Here is a 21349-nt window from a genome sequence, read left to right as displayed (position 1 = left end):
CTGCGCGCGACGCAGTACCAATGACCAGTCAGCTTAGCAAACCCGCCTCCAAACATCCTAGTTAGTCCCGGTAAGCGAACGCGCCTGGAGTTTGAGGCTTAAATGGCGGGGAGGTCAGGCGCGGCCCAGGCATAGGGCAGCTTCCTGCATGCACAGTTCGAGTCCTTCGAGTGCCGAAGGGCTGGACTACGACGTGCCCATCTTGGCGGGCGACATCGTGGCGCCCGGGCGCCCGGGCGCGCGGCCGCGCGCTGGCTGCGCGACCCGGCGCCCTTCAGGCACAAGCCGAGACTTGTTTGGGCGGGTGCAATCTGCGCATTCGAGGATTCTCCGCGGCTACGACAACGTCCCGGATCCCGACGACGCGGCGTATGCGTCTTTGAACTGCCCGAGGTCGAGTGCCGAGCATGCCTGCTCCTTTGCGTCTCGGGTTGAGGAAGGGGATTTCGCGTCGAGCGGCATCAGGCCGCGGCCTTCGGAACGCTCTCGAGTCGCATTGCGTCGTTCAATACCTTGGCGGGCACATCCGGCCTCTCGAGAACCATGAAGTGACCGGCGCCAGGCACCTGGACAAACCCGGCCGCGGGGAGGAGATGCTTGTTGGCTTGTCGGTCGGAGGGTCTTGACCAATCCTTCTCTCCGTAGATGAGATGAACGGGGGCGCTGACCTCGGGGTAGCGGGCGCGGGCCGCGATGAGGCTGGGCAGGTTGCCGTACACCGCGCGGGCGACGACCGGATAGCCAGACCGACGTCCGACCTTCAACAGTTCATCGAGGTAGTCATCGCGCAGGGCGGCCGTGTTGCCGAGCCCCCCGCGGAGCACGGCGCGCACGATCGGCTTGGGTTCGACCCCGGCAATGGTCTGGCCGATACCCGGCGCAAGCACGCCGGTCACGATGAACCGGGCCAGCAGGCTGGACCGCGCGATGCCGCCCGCGTAGTCATAGGCATTGATCGCCACGACACGCCGCACTCTCTCGGGCAGATCGGCCGCGGTGGTGAGGGCGAGCGTCGCGCCCATCGACTCGCCGAGCAGTGTTACGTCCCGCAGGTCGAGTCGGGTGATGAGGCTCTTGACCGCCTCGCGCATGGCCGGCTCCTCATAGGAGGCGCCGGGCACGATCTGCGAGTAGCCCATTCCGGGGAGATCGAGGGCATACACCGTGTACCGCTCCCGTACCAGCGGGATGAGGTGACGGAAGTGCTCGGCCTGGGTGCGCACGGTGTGCAGCAAGACCAACGGCGGCCCCATTCCACCGGAGAGATAGCGCAATCGCCCCTGGCTTCCCTCGCTTGATCCGAGCGGATCGAGAAGGTACTCCCCGGTTCCGGGGATCTTGATTGCGGAAAGTGAATCACTGCTGGTTGGTGGCACGGAGGGTTTCCTTGAATTTTCGGGCGGCGTGGCCCGGGGCCATGGATGGATGCATGCTTGCTGGCGCACTCGATGCGCCTTCAGCTGATTTCAGAGCGGCGCGCAGGCCGGATGCGATGCGGCCACTCAGCGCAGGGGCTGGTAGCGCGACGCCACTTCGTTGCTCGACAGGTGGGGCGCCATCGCCTTGCGCGCGCTTTCATAGGCGTCCCAGAGGGCGCCGTCATGCAGCGCGGGAAGCGTCACCGACTCGCCGCGCTCGAAGCCCTGCAAGGCGGCATCCACCAGGTCTTCGGCACGCATCACGATCTGCGCCGGCAGGTGCTCCACGGGAAGGCCGCCGCGTGCCCAGAACTCGGTGGCCGTCGCACCCGGCAGCACCGCTTGCACCCGCACGCCCTTGCCGGCCAGCTCGTGCTGCAGCGATTGACTGAAGGCCAACACGAAAGCCTTGCTGCCGCCATACACGCCATTCAAGGTTTCCGGCGAGACGGCCGCGATGGAGGCGATGTTGATCAACGCACCGTTGCCGCGTGCCACGAAGCCGGGCACCGCCGCGTAGCTCAGCCGGGTCAGCGCCGTGACGTTGAGGTCGATCATGCGCGCCATCTGGTCCACGTCGCTCTCCAGAAGCGAGGTGTGCGTGCCGATGCCGGCGTTGTTGACCAGCAGGGTGATGCTGGCATCGTGCTTGAGCTTGTTCTCCACACTGCGCAGCGCCGCCGGGTTGTTCAGGTCGGCGGGGAAGACCTCCACTGCGCGCCCGTGCCGGCTGCTGATGTCCCCCGCCAGCGGGTTCAAACGCTCGCGGTCGCGGGCGACGAGGATGAGGTCGTAGCCGCGCCGCGCCAGGCGGTCGGCGTACAGGGCCCCGATGCCGGAGGAGGCTCCGGTGATGAGGGCGGTGCCCGGGTTCGTCTGCGTCATGGTGGTGTTCCGTTTGTGGTTGCGATGGTGCGTATGTTGTGCCGTCCGGCGTATGGCGTAAATGACGCGTATAGTCACTTTTTATGCCATCTGCTCCGGAGATAGAAAATGCACAGAATCGGCTACGTCCTGCCGGCCGGCTTCCAGGTGATGGCGCTGGCCACGCAGGCGGTCTTCGAGTTCGCCAACGTCGTGGCGGGCGAGCCGTTCTACGAGGTGACTTGCCACTCGATGCCCGGCGGCAGCGTGAAGACATCGCTAGGCACGGCCCTGCAGACGCGTCCCTTCACCGCACGCAGCACGGCCGACACATGGATGGTGGTGGGCGTGATCGACCCGTTGGTCACACCCTCACCATCCCAACTGCTGCATGCGCTGCGAAAGTGCAGCGCTCGGGCACGTCGGACCGTAGGGCTGTGCACCGGAGCCTTCGTACTGGCCGAGGCCGGCCTGCTGGCAGGGCGACGCGCCACGACGCACTGGGCCTATGCGGACGCACTGCAACAGCGGCATCCCGATGTCCAGGTCGAACCGGACCGCATCTTCATCGCCGATGACCCGATCTGGACCTCGGCCGGCATGACGGCCGAACTGGATCTGGCAGTCGGTCTCGTCGAGAAGGACCTGGGCGACGACGTGGCGCGATCGGTGGCGCACCGGCTGGTCATGCATCAGCGCCGTTCGGGCGGCCAGTCGCAGCATTCGGAGATCCTGAATCTCGCGCCGCGCTCGGACCGCATCGCGCGGGCGCTGGAGCATGCCCGCGGCCACCTGGCGCAGTCGCTGAGCGTGGAAGAACTCGCTGCGGCCGCGAACCTCAGCCCGCGCCAGTTCAGCCGTGTGTTCACGGCGGAGACCGGCCAGTCGCCAGCCAAGGCGGTAGAGCGTCTGCGCGTGGAGGCAGCGCGCTTGATGATCGAGCGCAGCCGCCATCCGCTGGAGGTGGTTGCGCGCGAAACGGGCTTTCGCGATCGGCGCCATCTTCGCGAGGCGTTCATGCGGGGCTTCGGCAAGCCGCCTCAGTCACTCAGGCGCGACGCCCGCCCGGGATCCTGAAGCGTGTCGAGATGACGGCGACAGTCTTGCCATGCGTCGATCGTGATCAAGCTCATGGCCGATGCTTCAGTTGGTCGACGTCACGCGCGCTGTCGGCCGTGTATCTCCAGCGTCGGCACAGCACGGCGTGTGCGGGCGCCCTGCCTAGCCGCGATCGCGTGAATGCAGCCGTTGGTTGGTCAGGAGCTTTGGCAGCTGAAGCTGTCAGCAGAGTTCAGGTCGCCGCTGCCTTTGTATTTCGGAAAGGTCGGGTACTTGCACAAGGGGCGCGCCAGCACAGGCGCCTTGGTCGTCAAATCAAGTTTCGTCGCGACGATGTTTTGCGTGGAGGGCTTCGCACCTGCCTCCCGCCACTTCGCCACGGCGTTCACAAGGTCGACAGTGTCAGGACCGACGCCGCCGGCGCAATGCTGGACGCCCGGCTGGAGGAAGAATTCCATCGAGGCATCCCGCGTGGATGCACCGCCGACCGTGGTCGCGACATCGTTGAAGTACTTGATCGAGCCCTTGTAGCTGATCGCCCAGTCGTTCGTTCCGTGGGCAAGGATCATCTTGCCGCCTTGCCCGAAGAAGGAGCGAAGGTCCGGCGTCGCATCGAGCGTGGTGGCTGCAAGCCTCAGTCCCGGGGAGTAGAACTCCGGATCAAAACCAAGCACGTTGAAGGCCGGGTCGCCCGTGATCCAGTACTTCACCAGGCCGCTTCCGAACTGGAACTGAAGTCCGGTGCCGCCGATGGCGGAGCCGGTTACCCACAGGGGCCAGCCCTGGTCTTCGCCGCCAGGTCCCCAGCCGGGATAGATGGTTGTTCCGTCCGCCCGTTTGAGCTCAGCGTAGATCGCGTCGGCGGTTGCTATCTGTGGGTCGGTCAGGCATGTGTCGGCGTCGCCTGCCGTGCAGCGCAATACAGCCGGATTGAACGTGCAGGCTTCCTGATTGCTCACGATGCCGTCGGCAACACCGTCCAGGGCATCGCACTGCGCGGTGATGGTCTTGCCGATGAGCGAGACCTTCGCATCGCTGAGTTGTCCGCCCGGCGCGGCGAGCGCCTTCCCGTTTGCGACGAAAGCCTGGAACAACTCGGTGAACGAATAGGCCGGCGCACGCACCACGATGCCGTCGAAGTCGTTGGGAAAGCGCGTGGCCTGGATCAACGCCTCCCTGCCGCCGTTGGAGCAACCTTCGAAATAGCTGAACTCGGCGTCCGAGCCGTAGCGCTTGCGAACGATCTCCTTTGTGACTTCATTGACCGAGTGAATGGAGAGATAGCCGAAGTCCGCCTGGGCCGTGGGATTGTTCAGGAAGACCGATGCGTCCAGACCATCCCCCTGGCGCCCGCCATCCGAGGCCACGAGCACGTAGCCTGCGGTTGAACCGCTTGGCGATATGGGCGTGATGTTGATGCTTCCGTCCCAACCGCCGCCTCCGGAATACAGGAGCTTGTTGTTCCACTCCGAGGGGAGATGCACTTCGAAGTTGAGCGTGCCGTGAAGGGTGCCCGTCACCTTGCAGTACTCCGCAGCCCCCGCCGCCGCTGGAACGAGCTTGGCGTCCTTCAGCGTTGCACCGGCCAGCGAAGCACCCGCGAAAACCGTGCACTTCTCCTGCGCCGATGCAACCGGGGCCGGTGTCGGTGGTGGGGTCTGAGTTGGCGTCGGCGCCGGTGTCGGGAACAACGCCGGAAAGCCGCTCCCGCCGCCACCGCCACCGCCGCAGGCCGACAGCAGGATAGGGATGCTCAGAAGCGCGCAACCTGCCATCGAGAGAGGGTTTTTCATGATTTGTCTCCTGTTCGTAGTGCCACATAAACTCAGGCGACTCGGACCGGCGCCTGCGCAGCGCATGCTAGGCAGTAAGGCAGAGGAAGAAAGTCTTTCTAATGACAAACCACGTGCAGACCATTGCAATGTTGCGAGCGGCTGCTTGGGCTCGCGGCCTGTCGCAAGAGCAACTTCTGCGTGTCGAGTTGGAAACGCAGGAGCGTTTCTATTCAGCGGGCGAAATCGTCTGTCAAAAATCGAGCTTCGCAACGCACTGGATCGGCGTCGTCGAAGGCATGGTCAAGGTCGACGTGCTTTCGGCGGACGGCCGTAGCACCACCTTGACTGGCGTATCCAATGGCGGGTGGCTCGGGGAGGGCGCTGTGCTGAAGGGGGAACTGCGTCCCTACGGTGTTGTCGCGTTGCGCGACAGTCGCATTGCATTGATGCCGAGCCAGACCTTCCACTACCTGATCGCCAACAGCCTGAGCTTCTGCCATTTCATGATCGACCAGCTCAACGCAAGGCTCGGCCAGTTCATTGCGCTTGCCGAGAGCTATCGGATGCACGACATCAATTCGCGTGTGGCGAGCTGCCTGGCTGAACTCTTCAATCCCCAACTCAATCCCCAGACCCATCCAGTGCTGCATATATCGCAGGAGGAGATTGGGCGGTTGGCCGGCATTTCCCGCCAGGTCGCCCATCGCGCCCTGCACGAGTTAGAGGAAGCGGGCCTGCTTCACATCCGCTACGGAAGCATCGACGTGTTGAACGTCGACGGTCTCCGGCTCTACGCGCGCGAGCATAGCGAGTGAGCTCCAGCCGCAGGCTGAATGTGCGAATGGACACCTGGGACTTCTGCCTGGCGCGGCCTAAGTTCGTACGCGTTGCGATGTCCGGAAGCCGCCATCGTGATCCGGATCGCTCCCGCAGGGTGTGTCGCGCCAGAACGAAAAAAGATTGCGGCCCTCCTAGGGTGGGCCATTGAGCGTTTCCAGAAAGTCGATCAAGGCATCGGTCTCCGTAGATTTGTCGAACACCGCATCTGCGCCGAGCAGCAACGCCTGACGCCGCATTTCAGGCGTCGCGTAGTTGGAAAGGACCACCACACGCTGGTGTGGCTCCCTGTCTCGGCAACGCTCGACGACGTTGAGCCCAGATCCTTTCCGAAGGAAGAGATCCACCACGGCCACGTCCCAATGGCCATCATGGGAGATCAGCCAGGCGACGGCGTCGTCAGCGGTTTCCGCAACGCCTTCCACGCGGGCGGCCGACAAGCTCTCGATGGCAGGAATGAGGTTGTCTCTGATGACCTTGTTGTCTTCGACGAGGAATGCGGTTACAGGCATGGCAGGCAATCTGTCGACCCCCAAGGGGCCTTTGCCCAAAGGCTACCTACCTGTCGACCAAGTCTTGTAGGAACGCGCAGAGCCAACAAGTGAGACGAGCGGCACCGTCCGACAAGGCACCACCCATGCAGCCGGCTAGATTGGCGAGTGAGCCGCAAGGTGGGCTGCGCGTAGGAGAACCACCGTCAGCAAAACGCGGCAAACCGGCATGGCTTCGTGCCTGCGATCCTGTCAGCTTGGGTTCGCACGGGCTCTTCCGCGCGCAGACTGGAGGCCGACATGGCAGACGATACGAAAAAGACCGGCCTGGACCGGAAGCTGATTGCGATCGACGAACCGCACGAGGTGCGTTCGTGGACCGAGTCTCTCAAATGCTCGGAGACTCAGTTGCGCGATGCGGTGAAGGCCGTGGGCAACTCGGCAGAAGCCGTGCGCGAGTACCTGGGCGGGAGGCGCTGATGAGCAAGATCCGGCGCATTTCTGTGCACGTCGACGAGCCGGACCCGGGGCACTTCCATTGGGTGCTCATGGAAGAAGGCGACGACGCGAGCCACTGGGTCGAACTCCAATCTGCCGGCGAAGGCTACGACATTTGGCTCGACGCGCTCCAGGCGGGCATGGGGGCGTTGGAGCGTCTCGCATCAGACGAGCGGATCGGGCCTCGCGTCGCGGGCGACGATGAAGATGCATCCCCGGTTGGTGAAACGCAGTTTCTCAGCTGACGTCATGGCCGTCTATCTCGCGCTGTTCACCTGGAAGAGGCTGAGCTGGTACATGCGACGCAGTCCTCCCGCATGAGCTATCGTGGTCTGCGCCGAGCAGGATGACGCTTGCCATGACGGCCAAAAGATCAATCTTCGAAATGAGGAATCTGACATGTCGGTGTACAGCGATGGCTATGTCGCCTGGATCGAAGCCGAGGCCAAAGCTTTATCGGCACATCGGGTCCTATGCCGAGGCGGGTTCACAGGCAGCGCTGCCGAGCTACGGGCAGAGTTGGACGTTGTTTCCGCGTTGCGTATCGCGGCGGACGCGCGCTTCGAGGCGATGATGAGCGAACACAAAGAAAAATTGGCTGCTTTGCACCCCCTGTCGGGGACCGTCTTTCCGCGCGCAAGGACGCTCTTTTAGACGCAACTACCGCGATCTTTTCCAAGCCGCCGGCGCCGTACCAACTGCCTGGCGGAAGCGGCGGGTCAAATGGCTTTGGTCGTTGAACCCAACCTCCACGGCAATATCCGCAAGCGTCATGGCGGTGCCCTGCATCAGCTGCTTTGCGCGTTCAACGCGCTGCAGAAGAACCCACTGATGCGGCGGCAGTCCTACGCTGGCCTTGAACGCCTTGATGAAGTGACTCCGCGAAAGCCTGCATTCACGGGCCACGTCTTCGATGGACACGTCTTTCGCCAGCCTGGACCCCAGGAAGTCGACGGCGCGGCGTTTCTGCCAGGGTGCGAGCTGCACGTTCGTGACGCGTCTGCGCGACGCGACCGTCGCGTAGCGATCGATCAGGTGGGCATGAATGGCCAGCGTCAGATGATCGATGAAGAGCCGCGGAAATTCGACAGGGGCCTCGAGCGCCGGCGCCATCACGAGGCCGAGATGATGTACCACCGGATCGATGACGCTGCTCTCCGGCGGGCAGTGCAATCGCTGCCCCGGCCGCTCACCGATCTCGTCTGCCACCCGATCAACGTCGTCCTGCGAAACATGAAATTGCAGGCAGTCGAATGGTGCATCCATGTTCGCCATCCAGAGGCGATCAAGATCGTAGATCGACAGCGTTCCCGTGCTCACGGCATCGTGAGACACCCTCCTGTTGTCGACCCACAGATCTGCCACGCGATAGGGTTGGAGCCGCAGGACGACAAGAAACGCCTCATGAACCGGATAAGGCTCGGTAATGCCCGTTCCACCGGTCGCGCTGCGAACACGGGCGACGCTTGGCGCCAGCCGGGACGGACCTTGCTCGCGGCCTCGCAGGGTCTCCGCGCCCATGTGTGCCTCGAAATTCCAATCACTGCCCACCTGTCACTCCACGTCTTCCGTTCAGGCTTTCGCGCCCGTCACTCCGCCGCAATGCCGGCGTCCTTCACGACCTTGCCCCACTTGGCGAGGTCCGACTTGATCAGAGCGGCGTAGGCCTGCGGCGTGCCGCCCCGGATATCGATGCCCGCCGCCTCCAGCTTGGCGCGCACATCGGGCAGCTTCAGTGCCGCGTTGATCTCGGTGTTGAGCTTGTCGATGATGGCCTTGGGCGTGCCGGCCGGCGCCAGGAAACCACCGTTGGTGTTGGCGTCGTAGCCCTTCAGACCCTGCTCGTCCGCGGTCGGCACTTCCGGCAGGGACGAAGCCCGCTTGCGAGTGGACACCGCGATGGCGCGCACGTTCCCGGCCTTGGCCTGTGCCTGGATGGCGCTGATGGTGTCGATGAAGAGCGCGGTGCGTCCGGCCAGCAGGTCCGAGTGCGCGGCTGACGATCCCTTGTAGGGCACCAGCAGCATCGGCGCGCCGCTCGCCATGCGGAACATCTCGGCCGCCATTTCCTGTGCGCTGCCGCGGCCCGATGTGGCGACCTTGGCCTGGTCCGGGTTGGCCTTCATCCAGGCGATGAATTCGGGCAGCGTCCTGGCCGGAATCTGCGGGTAGATCGCGAACACCAGCGGCACCTCGTGGGTGTAGACGATCGGCTCGAAGCTCTTCTCGGGGTCCCAGCCCAGGTTCTTGAACAGGAACTTGTTGGTGTTGTGGCTGCCGCCGACGATGCCGATGGTGTAGCCGTCGGGCACCGACTTGGCGAGCACGTCGGTGCCGAGGTTGTTGGACGCACCCGGCCGGTTGTCGACGACCACCGGCTGTCCCATCGACATGGCGAGCTTGTCCCCGACCACGCGAGCGATGGTGTCGATGGCGCCGCCCGGCGGGGCCGGCACGATGATCTTGATGGCACGGGTGGGGTAGGCCTGGGCCGATGCCGCGTGCGGCAGCACGGCCAGGGCGGCAGAGACGGCGAGGGCCTTGAGCAGTGGGTTGAGTTTCATCTTTGTCTCCTTTGGTTGTTGATCGATCGTCGCAAAGCGCCAGCGGGTGCGTGTCTGGTGCTCAGCCGCGTGCGGCCGATGCCGCTTCCGGCACCGGTGACCAGCGCGATCTTTGGTTGCGTGCTGGTAGTCAAAGAGCGCCTCTGACGGTCATCGTGAACGTGCCGATGCCCGCGACGCCGCCGCTGACGACGTCGCCCGGCTGCAGCGCGCCCACGCCAGCGGGCGTGCCTGTGTAGATCAGGTCGCCGGGCGCGAGCGCCACCGATCGCGACAGCATTGCCACCAGCGCGGGCACCGGCCACAGCAGATCGGCCACGTCGGCGCGCTGCCGCTCGACGCCATTGACCGCGAGCCACAGCGCGCCTTCTCGGGGGGTGGCCGCATGCCCGGGCCGGTACCAGTGGCGTGCACGGTGCGGAATGGTCGAAGGCCTTGGCGGGCTCCCAGGGGCCGCCGGCGCGCTTGGCCTGCTGCTGCAGGTCGCGCCGCGTGAGGTCCAGGCCTGCGGCATAGCCCCAGATGTGATCCGGCTCCACCTGTGCCGGGTCGATGTCGCGGCCGCCGCGGCCGAGCGCCACCACGAGTTCGATCTCGTGGCAGAAGTCGGCGGTGCCCGGCGGGTAGGGCAGGCTCCCTTGCGCCAGCAGGACCGTGTTGGCGGGCTTCATGAACCAGGCGGGCATCTCTGCCGGCGGCGCCTCGTCGGAGGTCCATCGGTAGTTGCGGCCGATGCAGAACACGCGGCCGATGGGAAAGAGCGCAGTGCTGCCGACCACCGGCAGGGTGTTCGGCGCGCGAGGTGGGACGACGAAGTCCGTCATGGCGTGGGGATGGGCTGTGGGCTCAGGTCGTCAGGCTCATCGCCGGGCGCTCCCCGGCCAGCGCCTGGGCAATGCTGTCGAGCACCATCTGGCCCATTGCGGTGCGCGTCTCCCAGGTGGCGCTGGCGCGGTGGGCCTGGAGCGTGGCGTGCTCGGACTGGCGCAGCGCGGCGGGCACGTGCGGCTCGTCGACGAACACGTCCAACCCCGCGCCAGCAATGCGTCCGTCGACCAGCGCCGCCGTCAGGTCGGCCTCGTTGACCAGCCGGCCACGTGCGACGTTGACCAGGAAGCCGCGCGGGCCGAGCGCATCGAGCACCCGGGCGTCGACGATGCCCTCGGCCTTGTCCGCCGCGGCGCACAGCACGAGCGCGTCGACGTCGCGGGCGAGCTCGGCCAGGTCCGGCACGAAGGTGTGCGGGAGGTCGTCCATGCGGTGCAGGTCGGTGTAGCGGATCGTGCAGCCGAAGGCCGACGCCCGAACCGATACCGCGCGCCCGACGCGTCCCATGCCGACAATGCCCACGCGCATGCCGCTGAACCGGCGCGCCAGCGGCAAGGCGCTGGGTTGCGGGTGCAGCGCCCACTGGCCGGCGCGCACGAAACGATCGCCGGCGCACAGGTTGCGGCAGGCCGCGATCAGCAGGCCGATGGCCAGGTCCGCCACGTCTTCGGTCAGCGCGCCCAATGTGGCGGTCACCGGCAGGCGGCGTTCGCGGCAGTACGCGAGGTCCACCGCGTCGGTGCCGACGCCGTTGACGGCCACCACCTTGAGCGCCGGCAACTGCGCCAGCATCGCCTGCGAGATGCCGGTGTGGCCGCCGGTGATCACCGCGTCGACGGCGCCGCCATGTTCGCGCAGCCAAGCCTCGCGGTCTGTCATCTCGAAGTACCTGTGCACGGTGTAGAGCGATGCGAGCTGGTCGTTGATCGCGGGGATCAGGATCGGATTGAGTTGCAGGACGCGGGGCTTCATGTCGGTTCGTTCGGGGTCGGTCGTCAGGGTGGATGCATGTTAGAAATGGATTGATGAAATCGTCAATATTGACTAGTAAAATCAATATATAACTCTTCGCATCCCACCATGGCTTCCTGGATTTCAATGGACGAGGCATGCCGCCTTCTCGGGGTTCAGCCCCAGACCGTGTACGCCTACGTGAGCCGCGGCAAGCTGGAGGTCATGCCCGACCCCGTCGACACGCGGCGCAGCCTGTACCGTGCCGAAGACGTCGCCGGGCTCGCCAAGCGCAAGCAGGCCGGCCGCAAGCACGAGACGTTGGCCGCCAACACCCTGTTCGGGTCGGAGCCGAGCATTCCGACGGCGCTGTGCTCGTTCTTTCGCGGGCGCCCGCACTACCGTGGCCAGGACGCCGTGAACCTGGCCCGCACGGCCACGCTCGAAGACGCCGCGCAGCTTCTGTGGGATGCAGAGCAGCCGGCCGACTTTTCCGACGCGGCGTCATCGCCAACGGCGCGCTCTGGCAAACCGGGCCGCATTGCGGGCTTCACGGTGCTGGCCAGCTTGTCCGCCGGAGGGCATTCGACCCGCGGGCGGCTGACCCGCGTACTGCATCACGAGGCCCAGGGCCTGGTCGGACAGCTGGCTACGGCCTTCGGTGCGCAGCCGGGGCGCCAGCCGCTGCATCTGCGCTTCGCGAAGGGCTGGAAGCAGCCGCCCGAGGTGGCCGAGCTGCTTCGCACGGCGATGGTGCTGCTGGCCGACCACGAACTGACAAGCTCGGCCTTCGTCGCGCGCATCGCGGCCTCGACCGGTGCCTCGTTGCCTGCCTGCCTGCTCGCAGGGCTGACCACGCTGTCCGGCCCGCTGCACGGCGATGCCTCGGGCCGCGTGCAGTCGTTGTTCAGCGAAGTGGAACGGCTTGGCGATGACAAGGTGGTCGCGCATTACCTGTCGACCGGTCTGCCCCTGGCGGGCTTCGGTCACCACCTCTATCCCGACGGCGATCCGCGCGCGGCCGCGTTGCTGGCGCTGTTCGAACCGCCCGATGTCATCGTGCGCTTCATCGAGAAGGTAACGGCGCTGACCGGGCTGCAGCCCAACATCGACGTGGCGCTGGCTGCGCTGGTGGCGCACTATCGGATGCCCGCCGACGCGGCCTTCGGACTGTTCGCCACCGCGCGCAGCGTCGGCCTGCTGGCGCACAGCCTGGAGCAGTTGGGCGTGCCGCAAGTCATCCGCCCGCGCGGACGCTACGTGGGGCCGATGCCGGAGGCTGAGGCTGCGCGCGCGGTCGCGATTGCACCGCGCTCCTCGAGCAGGCGAACTGATGGGCCACCGCCAGGACAAAGCGCGGCTCGCGCCCCAGATCGAAAACGGGCTTCTGCAGAGTAAAGTTCGAATCCCCAAGACCATGATCCAAAGGACTTAGATGAAGCAAGACCCCGTGCGCACCGGGATTCCAGGGTTGGACGAGGTGCTTCTGGGAGGCGTTCAGCGGAACAACAACATCCTGGTCGAAGGCGCGCCCGGCGCCGGGAAGACCACCCTGGGACTGGCTTTCATTCACGCTGGCGCGGCCCTTTACGACGAACCCGGCGTGATCGTCTCCTTCGAGCTCGATCCCGAGAAACTGTTGCGGGATGCCAAGGGGTTCAACTGGGATTTGCAACGGCTCATCGACGAGCACAAGGTCAAGATCATCCAGACCTCGCCGGCGGTGCTGCTCAATGAATTCCGCTCCGCCGACGGCGCGTTCACCGCAGAGCTGGCCTCCATCGGCGCGCGCCGGTTGATGATCGATGGCCTGACGCCGCTTCGCCTCTATGCCGAGACCAACGACAAGCCGTTTCGCGAGGATGTTCACTTGCTCGTCGAAGGGCTCGCCCGGCTCGGCGTCACGACACTCGTCACCGCGGAACGCGCCGAAACGAAGTTCGAGGCGCATGCCCACGAGCGGTTCGTGTTCGACACCATCATCTCGCTGACCCGCACCGAAGTGCGTCGACGGGTCCACAGGACCCTGGCGGTCGTCAAGTCGCGCGGCCAGGACTTCATCAGCGGAAGCCATTCGATGCGCATCGAGGCCGGCGCCGGCATTCACGTGTACCGGCGAGCCCAGTCGCGCCCCAAGATCGACGAGGACCAACCCACATCGAGCGAACGCGTGTCCGTGGGATGCGCCGCGCTCGACGTGATGATGGCCGGCGGGCTTTACGAGGGCTCGATCACCATGGTCACCGGCATCTCCGGGACCGGCAAAACGGTTCTGGGCGTGCAGTTTCTTACCTCGGCCGTACAGGCCGGGCGGCGGGCGCTGCTGGTGACCCTGGATGAGCATCCGCGCCAGCTGATCCGCAACGCTGCGAGCCTCGGCTTCGACCTCGAGGGCCTCGTGCGGCAGGGCTCGCTCTTCATCCACTACGAATCGCCGCTGGAACTGGAACTGGACGTGCACTTCGACCGGGTGACGAAGCTGGTGGAGAAGGAGGGCATCGACTGCATCGTCTTCGACTCGGTGGCCGTCTACGAGATGGCGAGTCCCGACCAGGCTTCCGACTTTCTCTATGCGCTGGCCGATTTCGTCAAGGGTCGGCTCGCGACGGCGTTCTTCAACTACGAAAGTCCCGAGCTCCTGGGCGTCTCGCAGATCAGCCAGGAGCTCAAGGGCTCGCATCTCGTCGACAACATCATTCTGCTGAGCTACGTGGAAATCTCCACGCGCCTGCGCCGCGCGATCGCAGTGCCGAAGGTGCGCGGGAGCAAGAACATCCAGACGACGCGCGAGTATGTGATCGGCGCAGGCGGCATCTCGTTGCTCGACGAGTCGCAGGCCGAGGGAGAAGACGCTGCACCCGTGCCGCAATTGCCTTTCTCTTCCTACTATGGGCTGCTGGCGCGCTCGCCGTCGCGCAAGAGCCCGGTGATCGAAGACGCTGTCGCGCATGGCAAGGCGTTGCCGGATTCGCCGGAGCTGCCGCCCGAGACGACCAAGTGAACGCCAGCGCCGGCGGCCAGAGCCCTGAGAGCCGTCCGATGGAGTTGGACTGGGAAGGCTGGCGTCGCGCCTTGGCGCGTTTCGCCGCGGCGACCGGACTTTGCGTCAGCGCCTACGACGTGAACTGCGAAAGGCAGGCCGGGCCATTTGCCTCTTCGAAGGTCGCGCGCCTGCTGGCAACTGCAGGTGTATGGAACGAGGGCCGCTTGGGCGACAGGATCGAACGAGACCTCGCCGCGCAGGTCCTCGAAACGGGTGCACCCGGGAACGCCAGCGTAGGCGGCGAGCTGCGCCTGCAGGCAGTCCCGTTGTTGATCGGAGGCCAGGTGCGTGGCGTGATCGCTTACGGATGGGCATTCCACACCTTCGGGACGCCGCTGGGATGCGAGCGCATCGCGCGCCAGCTCGGTGTCGACGGTGCACGACTTTGGGCGGAGGTCCGGCTGGAGTCGCCCGTTCCCGAGTCGCGCATGACGGTGTACACCGAACTGCTCGAGACCATGATCGAGTCCACGGTCCGTCATGCCGAGGCGGTCGAGCGCCTTCAAGAACTCAGCCGGCTGCGTGAGGTGTTTCTTGCCAGCGTCTCGCATGAACTTCGAACGCCGCTGTCCGTGCTCGGAATGCGAATCGAGATCTTGCTGCGCGGGGCGCTCGCCGATCCGGAGGCCATCAGGACCTCTCTGATCGACATGAAGCACCACGTGAATACCGAAGCACGGCTGGTGGAGGATCTCATCGAGGCGGCGAGAACTCGCACGGGCCAACTGCGCATCGACATGCATCCTGCGTCGCTTCGCGACATCCTCAAGGCAGCAGTCTCAGCCGTGGTGCCGCATGCAGAAGCCAAGCAGATTTCCGTCGTGATTCCGGAGCTGGACGAACTTGGCCCGTTGCCGCTCATTGCCGACCCGCATCGTCTGCAGCAGGTGTTCTGGAATCTTTTGTCCAACGCAGTCAAGTTCACGCCGGCGGCCGGGCGCATCGACATGCGGCTGCAGTGCGCTGCGCAGACGTACACCGTCTCGGTGACGGACACGGGCAGCGGCATCGAAGCGGCGCTGCTTCCTCATGTTTTCACACCGTTCACGAAGCAGCTCAAAGCGAACGCCCAAGGGCTGGGCCTGGGTCTTTCCATTGCCCGCCATATCGTCGAGCACCACGGCGGGACGATCCAGGTGGAAAGTGGCGGCAGTCATGCCGGGGCGACATTTCATGTCACGCTGCCGGTGAACTTTCCGTCCCCAGGCGATGCAGCTGAGTAGCGGAAAAATCTGCATCGAAAACTGTTGCGAATAGCCTGGCAATCATCGCCAAAACGGAGCAAGCGTCTGACCATCCCATCTTGCCTGGCGCGTCGGATGTAGGCGCGCATCATGCTCCTCGGGCTGTCGGCCTACACCGATGATGGTCGGCATGAACAAAGAATCCGCCCTACAAGGTGGGAGTGGGCGATCCACCCCAGACCGCGCTGAGCACGGCCGGCAACGAACTCGTGTTCGAAATAGCACTGGAACGTTGGTCCCTGCCCGGGTTGTTGTCCGTGCTATCCGGCAAGCAGGTTTCACGGGTTTTTGAGCAACGCCTCAAGGGATCCAAATGAGTTCCTCCACAGCGCGCGGTGATCTCGCGCAGGGCCTTCCGCCATTGGCCCTTGTCCTGGACGCGGTTGGGCAGGCTGTCATCGTCAAGGACGAAGCATTGCGGTTCGTGCACGCGAACGCGGCGGCCTGCGCTCTCCTTTGCACCTCGCTTGATGATTTAAGGGGCAAGACAGATCACGACTTCCTGGCGAGAGAGCAGGCCGACCGGCTCAGGCAAGCGGACCTGGATGTGCTTGGCAGCGGTCAGAGCCACACCTTCGAGGAAGAAGTCACTCAGAAGAACGGCACTGTCAGAAGTTTGGTGACAAAGAAGCAGTGCGTCGTGGTTTCGGGGACTGCGTCTGGCAAGCTGCTTGTGGTCGTCGTCTCCGATGTCACGGACCTGCGTCATGCCGAGCGCATTCTGCGAGCGACCGAAGAGCACTACCGCTCGTTCGTGGAATTGCATCCCCAGACGCCCTGGACTGCCGATGCGCGTGGTTCGGTGACCGAAATAGGCCCGAAGTGGCGGCAGGTCTCGGGCATACAGCCTCAGAATGCACTCGGCTCAGGCTGGGAGAAATCCGTACACCCGGACGATCTGGAGCACATTCGCGCCGCGTGGATTGCATCCGTGCGCGGAGGGCAGGCACTGGATGTCGAATGCAGGATATTGAGCCCTTCCGGCGGTCAATACCGATGGTTCAGAAATCGCGCGGCTCCCCGTCGCGACGAAGCCGGCAACGTCGTGCAGTGGTATGGCCTGCTGGAGGATGTGCATCGGCAACGACTCGCCATCGACGCCTTGCGCGAGAGCGAGGAACTCTTCCGGGGCATCGCCGACAGTGTCCCCGTGATGATGTGGCTCACCGACCAGAATGGCCAGGCCACGTACCACAGCAGGCGTTGGCTCGAATTGACGGGGCAGAGCGAAACCGAGGCCCTTGGAGCGGGCTGGAGCCGCGCCGTGCATCCCGACGATCTTGCGTCCGTGCAGGACCGGTTCGCCAGGGACCTGGCCCAAAATGCCTTTGTCAGGCTGGAATACAGGTTGCGGCGATCGGACGGAAGCTGGGCGTGGGTCATCGACACCGGCGCGCCCCGGCTCTCGCCCAGTGGCGAGTTGCTTGGCTATGCCGGTTCAATCCTTGACATCACGGACAGGCGAGTGGCCGAACTGGCACTGCAGGAGAGCGAGGCATCCGTAAGAAGCATCTTCGACAGCAGCCCGGATGGCATCTGCCTGACGGACATGGATGGCAGTCCGCTGCTCATGAACAAGGCGGGCCGGGAGCTTCTGGGGCTGCGTGCGACGGACAGCATAGAGAGCCGAGGATGGAACGAAATTCTTGCCGAGGGCGAGATGCCCAAATTGCGCACCACACTTGAAAGTGTCCGGCAAGGTGGGACATCGAGATTCGAGGCAAGTGTCAGCGACGCCCACGGCAACCAGCGCTGCGTGGACGTGATCGCAGCGCCCGTCTTCAGTGCCAGCGGCGCGCCGAGTCGGATAGTGACCATCTGGCGCGACATCACCGCCGCCAAGGCGGCGCAAGATGATGCGGACGTGGCGCGTCGACAAGCCGAAGATGCGGCGGGGCGGCTGTCGGCGGCCCTGGAGGCCACCATGGACTGCGTCCTGGCGACTGATCACTCGTCGCGAATCACCTACATGAACCAGAACGCACGGAAGTTCAACGCGCTGAATGCAGCGGCGCTCGGATGTAGGCTGCAGGATCTGTTTCCCACCGAACTGAACGGACCTTTCGCGGACAATTGCCAGCGGGCACTGGCGAGCGGCAAGCCTGTGTCCTTCGAGGACTACTTGGCAAGCTTGGGCGTGTGGCTCGAAGTCCATGCGTCGCCGACACCGGACGGGCTCTCCATATTTTTCCGCGATACCTCGGCGCGTCGAGCGGCCGAGCAAGAACGCTTCCAGGCACAGAAGCAGGTGTTTCACATGTCCCGACACGACGTGTTGACCGGGCTGCCCAACCGCATGGCTTTTCTCGAGGCCCTGGAGGAACACTTGCGCTGCGCGACGAGCGACTCCGCACTCGCCTTGCTGACCGTGGACCTGGATGATTTCAAAGCGGTCAATGACACCTATGGCCATCACGCCGGCGACACTCTGCTGCGCCAGGTCGCCGAGCGTTTGCGCAATTGCGTCCGGGAAACCGATTTTGTTGCGCGGCTTGGAGGCGACGAGTTCGTTGTCGGCTTGCCCGGGCTGCATCAACGCGACGAGGCCGAGGAGACGGCACGGCGCTTGATCGCCGCGCTCTCACATCCTTTCGAGTTGGATGGACCGAGCGTGGCCATCGGAACCAGCGTCGGAATCTCCTTCGCACCAGACGACGGCAACAGCGCCGATCAGATCACCAAGGCATCGGATGCGGCAATGTATCGAGCCAAGGCCGCTGGGAAGGGAACCTATTTCAGGTACGTCGAAGGCATGGATGCGCAGCTGCAGGCGCGCTTGGCGTTGAAGCTGTCTCTTCGCGATGCGCTGGCCCGAGGCGAATTCGAAGTGCACTACCAGCCGCTTGTCAGCCTCCGATCCAACCAGGTCACTGCTTGTGAGGCGCTGCTGCGCTGGAGGCATCCCGACAGGGGACTCATATCTCCTGACGACTTCATCCCGATCGCCGAGGAAACCGGCCTGATCGTGCAGATCGGCCAATGGGTTCTCGATGAAGCCTGTCGCCAGGCGGCAAGCTGGCCAGACGACGTCAGCGTCGCCGTGAATTTGTCGCCCGTGCAATTCAGAAAGCCCGATCTGGTCGAGGCGGTCAGGCAGGCCTTCGACGCAGCGGGGATCAGCGCGTCACGCCTGCAACTCGAAATCACCGAATCCGTTCTCCTCGACGAAAACGAAAGAAACCTGCAAACCCTGAGGCAGATTCGCCAGCTCGGCGTGAAGATCGCCATGGACGATTTCGGAACGGGCTACTCCTCATTGGGTTACCTGCGCAGCTTTCCCTTCGACAAAATCAAGGTGGATCGCAGCTTCGTCTCCGACCTTCCGAACGGAAGGGAATCGCTGGCCATCGTGAGGGCCGTCGCGGGGATCGGCAAGAGCCTCGGAATCACCACGACCGTCGAGGGCGTCGAGACAGCGGAGCAGCGGGATGCAGTGAACCTCGAGGGCTTCGACGAAGCACAGGGCTATTTGTTCGCGCGACCGGTACCCGCCTCGGAGGTGCGCGGACTGATCTCTTCGCAACGGGAAATCGCAAGGCGCATTCAGGAAAATTCAAGCGCCACACGAATTCCAACCGATGAATTCGGGGTCCTGCACGTCGATCCAAGTCCTTAGGTCGGCTCGGATCCGTCTTCCCTGGTAGCCATCATCGGTGGCAGCACCATCCGTTCGCAGTCGAGGGCAGACGGCTCGGCTTGTCCGGCACGCTCGCCGCATTCCCCAGCGTCACGCGCGACAAAAGACGCCTGGGTATGTCGTGGCCTCGCGCGACATGTCCCATCCCGTTTGTAGGTGGCGTCGTTGCTGACGTCCTCACCTCTTGCGCCGCGATCAAGGCACCGCTTGCGCAACTTGAATTGCAATCCTGAACTCGCGCGAGCGACCGATGCCAAAAACGAGATGCTCATTCTCAGTTTTGATATCACAAGTAAATCGCGAACCGTGAACGATTTTGCAATTGTTCACGAAAGTCAAAAACCTCCGCTTTCGCAACCAAAAGATTGCAATTGGTTGCACTAGAGTCCGCCCCTTCAAGGGAGCAGCAGAGCACCGGTCGCACCAGTGCCGCAACGCAATCGTTGATTGCGCCAATCGAATACCAGGAAGCCAGGACAGACATGAACAAGATATTTCGCGTTGTTTGGAACGACGCTCTCGCCCTTTGGGTCGCCACCTCCGAACTCGGCCGCGGGCATATGAAGGCACGCGCCACTGCCAGCGCGGCAGGCACAGCGGTGGCACTGGCCCTGGCCGCCGTGTCAATGCCGGCCGCGGCGGATTGCGTGGCCACAGGTGCGGCCATCGCCTGCAGTTCGGCAGGGGGAACGCAAGAGACGACCGTCGGAACGGGGCCGGCCACGGCTGACAACACCTCGGTGGATGTCCAGTCGGGTGCATTGGTCAGCACGGGCAACAGCACCGCGATCAGCCTTGGCAACAATGCCGCCATCACGGTTCGCAACGGCGCCACGGTCCAGAACAGCTCCACCGGCGGCAACAGTCCGTACCCGGGTGGCATCGGCGCCAATACGATCGAATTCAACAGCAACAGCACCCTCACCATCGAGCAGAACGCGAATGTCTTCGCTGATGGAACTGCCGGCAATTCGGAGGCCGTCAACCCCGTCGGCAGCGGCAATACGATCATCAATCACGGCACCGTGCGATCGACCCATGCGGCGATCTGGTTCCAGGCCAACTCCGGCAACAACACCATTCTCAACACCGGCACGATGGAAGCGGGCTATGTGGCCGGCAGCAGCAATCCGGGCACGGCGGCGGTGTTCGGTGCGAACGGTACCTCGGCCGTCGACTTCACGAACCAGGGCAGCGTCATCGGATCGCTCCTGTTCGCCAACGGCAACGATGCACTGCATGTCTACACGGGATCCTCGATCACCGGCAACATCAGTGGCGGAGGCGGCGCCAACCTTCTCACCCTCGAAAGCGGGGACGGTGCCGCGGCGACCTTTGCGCCGCTCTCCCTGGCCGGATTCCAGACGCTGCAGAGCAATGCCGGGATTTGGTCCTTCAATGTGGCGCTGGAGCCTGCAGGCATCAAGAGCACCACAGTCAACGGCGGCACGCTGATCCTGGGCGCCGACAACAGCGCCTACACGGGCAGCATGACCGTCGCCTCGGGCGGTGTGCTGCAGAGCAGCGCGCAGTTCGCGCCGGCCGCCATCGCCGACAACGGACTCGTGCGTTTCGCCCAGCCCGACAACGCAAGCTACGCGGGCCTGGTGAGCGGCACGGGCGGCATCGAGAAGACCGGTGCGGGCACGCTCACGCTCACGCAGGACCAGGCCTTCACCGGCCTCACCACCATCAGCGCCGGAACGCTGCAGTTGGGCAATGGCGGCACCACCGGCTCGGTACAAGGCGACATCGTCGACAACGCAACGTTGACCGTCCAGCGCTCGAACGCGCTGACGCTGTCGGGCGCCATCAGTGGCACCGGCGCACTTGTACAGGCCGGCACGGGCACGACGATTCTCACCGGCGACAACAGCTACGCGGGCGGCACCGTCATCAGCGCCGGCACGCTGCAGCTCGGCAACGGCGGCACCACCGGCAGCATCGTGGGTAACGTTCTGAACAACGCGACCCTCGCCATCAACCGCTCGGATGCGCTCGTGCTGTCGGGCACGATCAGCGGCACCGGCTCGCTCGTCAAGCAGGGCGCCGGCACCACGACGCTCACCGCCGCCAACAGCTACGCCGGCGGCACCGCGCTCAAGCAGGGCCGCCTGAACGTCGGCAACAACCTGGCGCT

The 21349-nt window shown here is 64.5% G+C and carries 17 protein-coding genes and 1 pseudogene; 10 read left to right on the top strand and 8 right to left on the bottom strand.

The window, feature by feature from the left end:
- Positions 1 to 461: 461 nt before the first annotated feature.
- Together M2282_RS26780 and M2282_RS26775 are read right to left on the bottom strand one after the other, a co-directional pair.
- Complete coding sequence (locus M2282_RS26780; RefSeq protein WP_280811821.1) at positions 462 to 1376, bottom strand: alpha/beta fold hydrolase; 915 nt, start codon at positions 1374 to 1376, stop codon at positions 462 to 464.
- Positions 1377 to 1502: 126 nt separating this feature from the next.
- Complete coding sequence (locus M2282_RS26775; protein ID WP_280811820.1) at positions 1503 to 2303, bottom strand: SDR family NAD(P)-dependent oxidoreductase; 801 nt, start codon at positions 2301 to 2303, stop codon at positions 1503 to 1505.
- A gap of 108 nt (positions 2304 to 2411) precedes the next feature.
- Between M2282_RS26775 and M2282_RS26770 the strand changes: the two genes are divergently transcribed.
- Positions 2412 to 3359 carry a GlxA family transcriptional regulator gene (locus M2282_RS26770; protein ID WP_280811819.1) on the top strand — a complete coding sequence of 316 codons (948 nt, stop codon included), beginning with the start codon at positions 2412 to 2414 and terminating at the stop codon, positions 3357 to 3359.
- A gap of 179 nt (positions 3360 to 3538) precedes the next feature.
- Here M2282_RS26770 and M2282_RS26765 read toward each other — a convergent pair whose 3' ends face one another.
- The gene (locus tag M2282_RS26765) at positions 3539 to 5134 is read right to left on the bottom strand and encodes a tannase/feruloyl esterase family alpha/beta hydrolase (RefSeq protein ID WP_280811818.1); all 1596 of its coding nucleotides are present in this window, start codon (positions 5132 to 5134) and stop codon (positions 3539 to 3541) included.
- A 101-nt stretch (positions 5135 to 5235) separates the two neighbouring features.
- Between M2282_RS26765 and M2282_RS26760 the strand changes: the two genes are divergently transcribed.
- A complete protein-coding gene (locus tag M2282_RS26760; protein WP_280811817.1) occupies positions 5236 to 5931 on the top strand; it encodes a Crp/Fnr family transcriptional regulator in 696 nt (231 codons plus the stop codon).
- 156 nt (positions 5932 to 6087) lie between these two features.
- Here the strand turns inward: M2282_RS26760 and M2282_RS26755 are convergent, their stop codons facing one another.
- The gene (locus tag M2282_RS26755) at positions 6088 to 6465 is read right to left on the bottom strand and encodes a response regulator transcription factor (RefSeq protein WP_280811816.1); all 378 of its coding nucleotides are present in this window, start codon (positions 6463 to 6465) and stop codon (positions 6088 to 6090) included.
- Positions 6466 to 6744: 279 nt separating this feature from the next.
- Here M2282_RS26755 and M2282_RS26750 point away from each other — a divergent pair, with 279 nt between their 5' ends.
- The 3 genes from M2282_RS26750 (at position 6745) to M2282_RS26740 (ending at position 7596) form a co-directional block, all read left to right on the top strand.
- The gene (locus tag M2282_RS26750) at positions 6745 to 6924 is read left to right on the top strand and encodes a DUF3606 domain-containing protein (protein ID WP_280811815.1); all 180 of its coding nucleotides are present in this window, start codon (positions 6745 to 6747) and stop codon (positions 6922 to 6924) included.
- Positions 6924 to 7187 carry a hypothetical protein gene (locus M2282_RS26745; RefSeq protein WP_280811814.1) on the top strand — a complete coding sequence of 88 codons (264 nt, stop codon included), beginning with the start codon at positions 6924 to 6926 and terminating at the stop codon, positions 7185 to 7187. Before M2282_RS26750 ends, M2282_RS26745 begins: the two co-directional genes overlap by 1 nt.
- A gap of 154 nt (positions 7188 to 7341) precedes the next feature.
- A complete protein-coding gene (locus tag M2282_RS26740; RefSeq protein WP_280811813.1) occupies positions 7342 to 7596 on the top strand; it encodes a hypothetical protein in 255 nt (84 codons plus the stop codon).
- Between the two features lie 6 nt (positions 7597 to 7602).
- Here the strand turns inward: M2282_RS26740 and M2282_RS26735 are convergent, their stop codons facing one another.
- The 4 genes and pseudogenes from M2282_RS26735 to M2282_RS26720 form a co-directional block, all read right to left on the bottom strand.
- Entirely contained in the window at positions 7603 to 8463 is an 861-nt protein-coding gene (locus M2282_RS26735) for a helix-turn-helix domain-containing protein (RefSeq protein WP_280811812.1), read from the bottom strand.
- A gap of 68 nt (positions 8464 to 8531) precedes the next feature.
- Positions 8532 to 9506 carry a Bug family tripartite tricarboxylate transporter substrate binding protein gene (locus M2282_RS26730; RefSeq protein ID WP_280811811.1) on the bottom strand — a complete coding sequence of 325 codons (975 nt, stop codon included), beginning with the start codon at positions 9504 to 9506 and terminating at the stop codon, positions 8532 to 8534.
- 130 nt (positions 9507 to 9636) lie between these two features.
- Positions 9637 to 10330, bottom strand: a pseudogene (locus M2282_RS26725) (fumarylacetoacetate hydrolase family protein).
- A 22-nt stretch (positions 10331 to 10352) separates the two neighbouring features.
- Entirely contained in the window at positions 10353 to 11306 is a 954-nt protein-coding gene (locus tag M2282_RS26720; RefSeq protein WP_280811810.1) for a 2-hydroxyacid dehydrogenase, read from the bottom strand.
- A gap of 108 nt (positions 11307 to 11414) precedes the next feature.
- On the opposite strand from M2282_RS26720, the gene M2282_RS26715 reads away from it, so the two are divergent.
- From M2282_RS26715 to M2282_RS26695, 5 genes are all read left to right on the top strand, one after another.
- Positions 11415 to 12683, top strand: coding sequence for a citrate synthase family protein (locus M2282_RS26715; RefSeq protein WP_280811809.1), 1269 nt, complete (start codon positions 11415 to 11417; stop codon positions 12681 to 12683).
- A 52-nt stretch (positions 12684 to 12735) separates the two neighbouring features.
- Positions 12736 to 14286, top strand: a complete 1551-nt coding sequence (locus M2282_RS26710; protein ID WP_280811808.1) for an ATPase domain-containing protein — start codon at positions 12736 to 12738, stop codon at positions 14284 to 14286.
- Entirely contained in the window at positions 14283 to 15551 is a 1269-nt protein-coding gene (locus M2282_RS26705; RefSeq protein WP_280811807.1) for a sensor histidine kinase, read from the top strand. Before M2282_RS26710 ends, M2282_RS26705 begins: the two co-directional genes overlap by 4 nt.
- 334 nt (positions 15552 to 15885) lie before the next feature.
- Positions 15886 to 19188: a sensor domain-containing protein gene (locus M2282_RS26700; protein WP_280811806.1), complete on the top strand. Its 3303-nt coding sequence runs from the start codon at positions 15886 to 15888 to the stop codon at positions 19186 to 19188.
- A 503-nt stretch (positions 19189 to 19691) separates the two neighbouring features.
- Positions 19692 to 21349, top strand: a 1658-nt coding sequence (locus M2282_RS26695) for an ESPR domain-containing protein (RefSeq protein ID WP_280811805.1), incomplete at its 3' end; no start/stop codon positions are given.

It is taken from the genome of Variovorax boronicumulans (assembly GCF_029892485.1).
GTDB lineage: Bacteria > Pseudomonadota > Gammaproteobacteria > Burkholderiales > Burkholderiaceae_C > Variovorax > Variovorax boronicumulans_B.
This window is presented reverse-complemented; position numbering and strand designations above follow the sequence as displayed.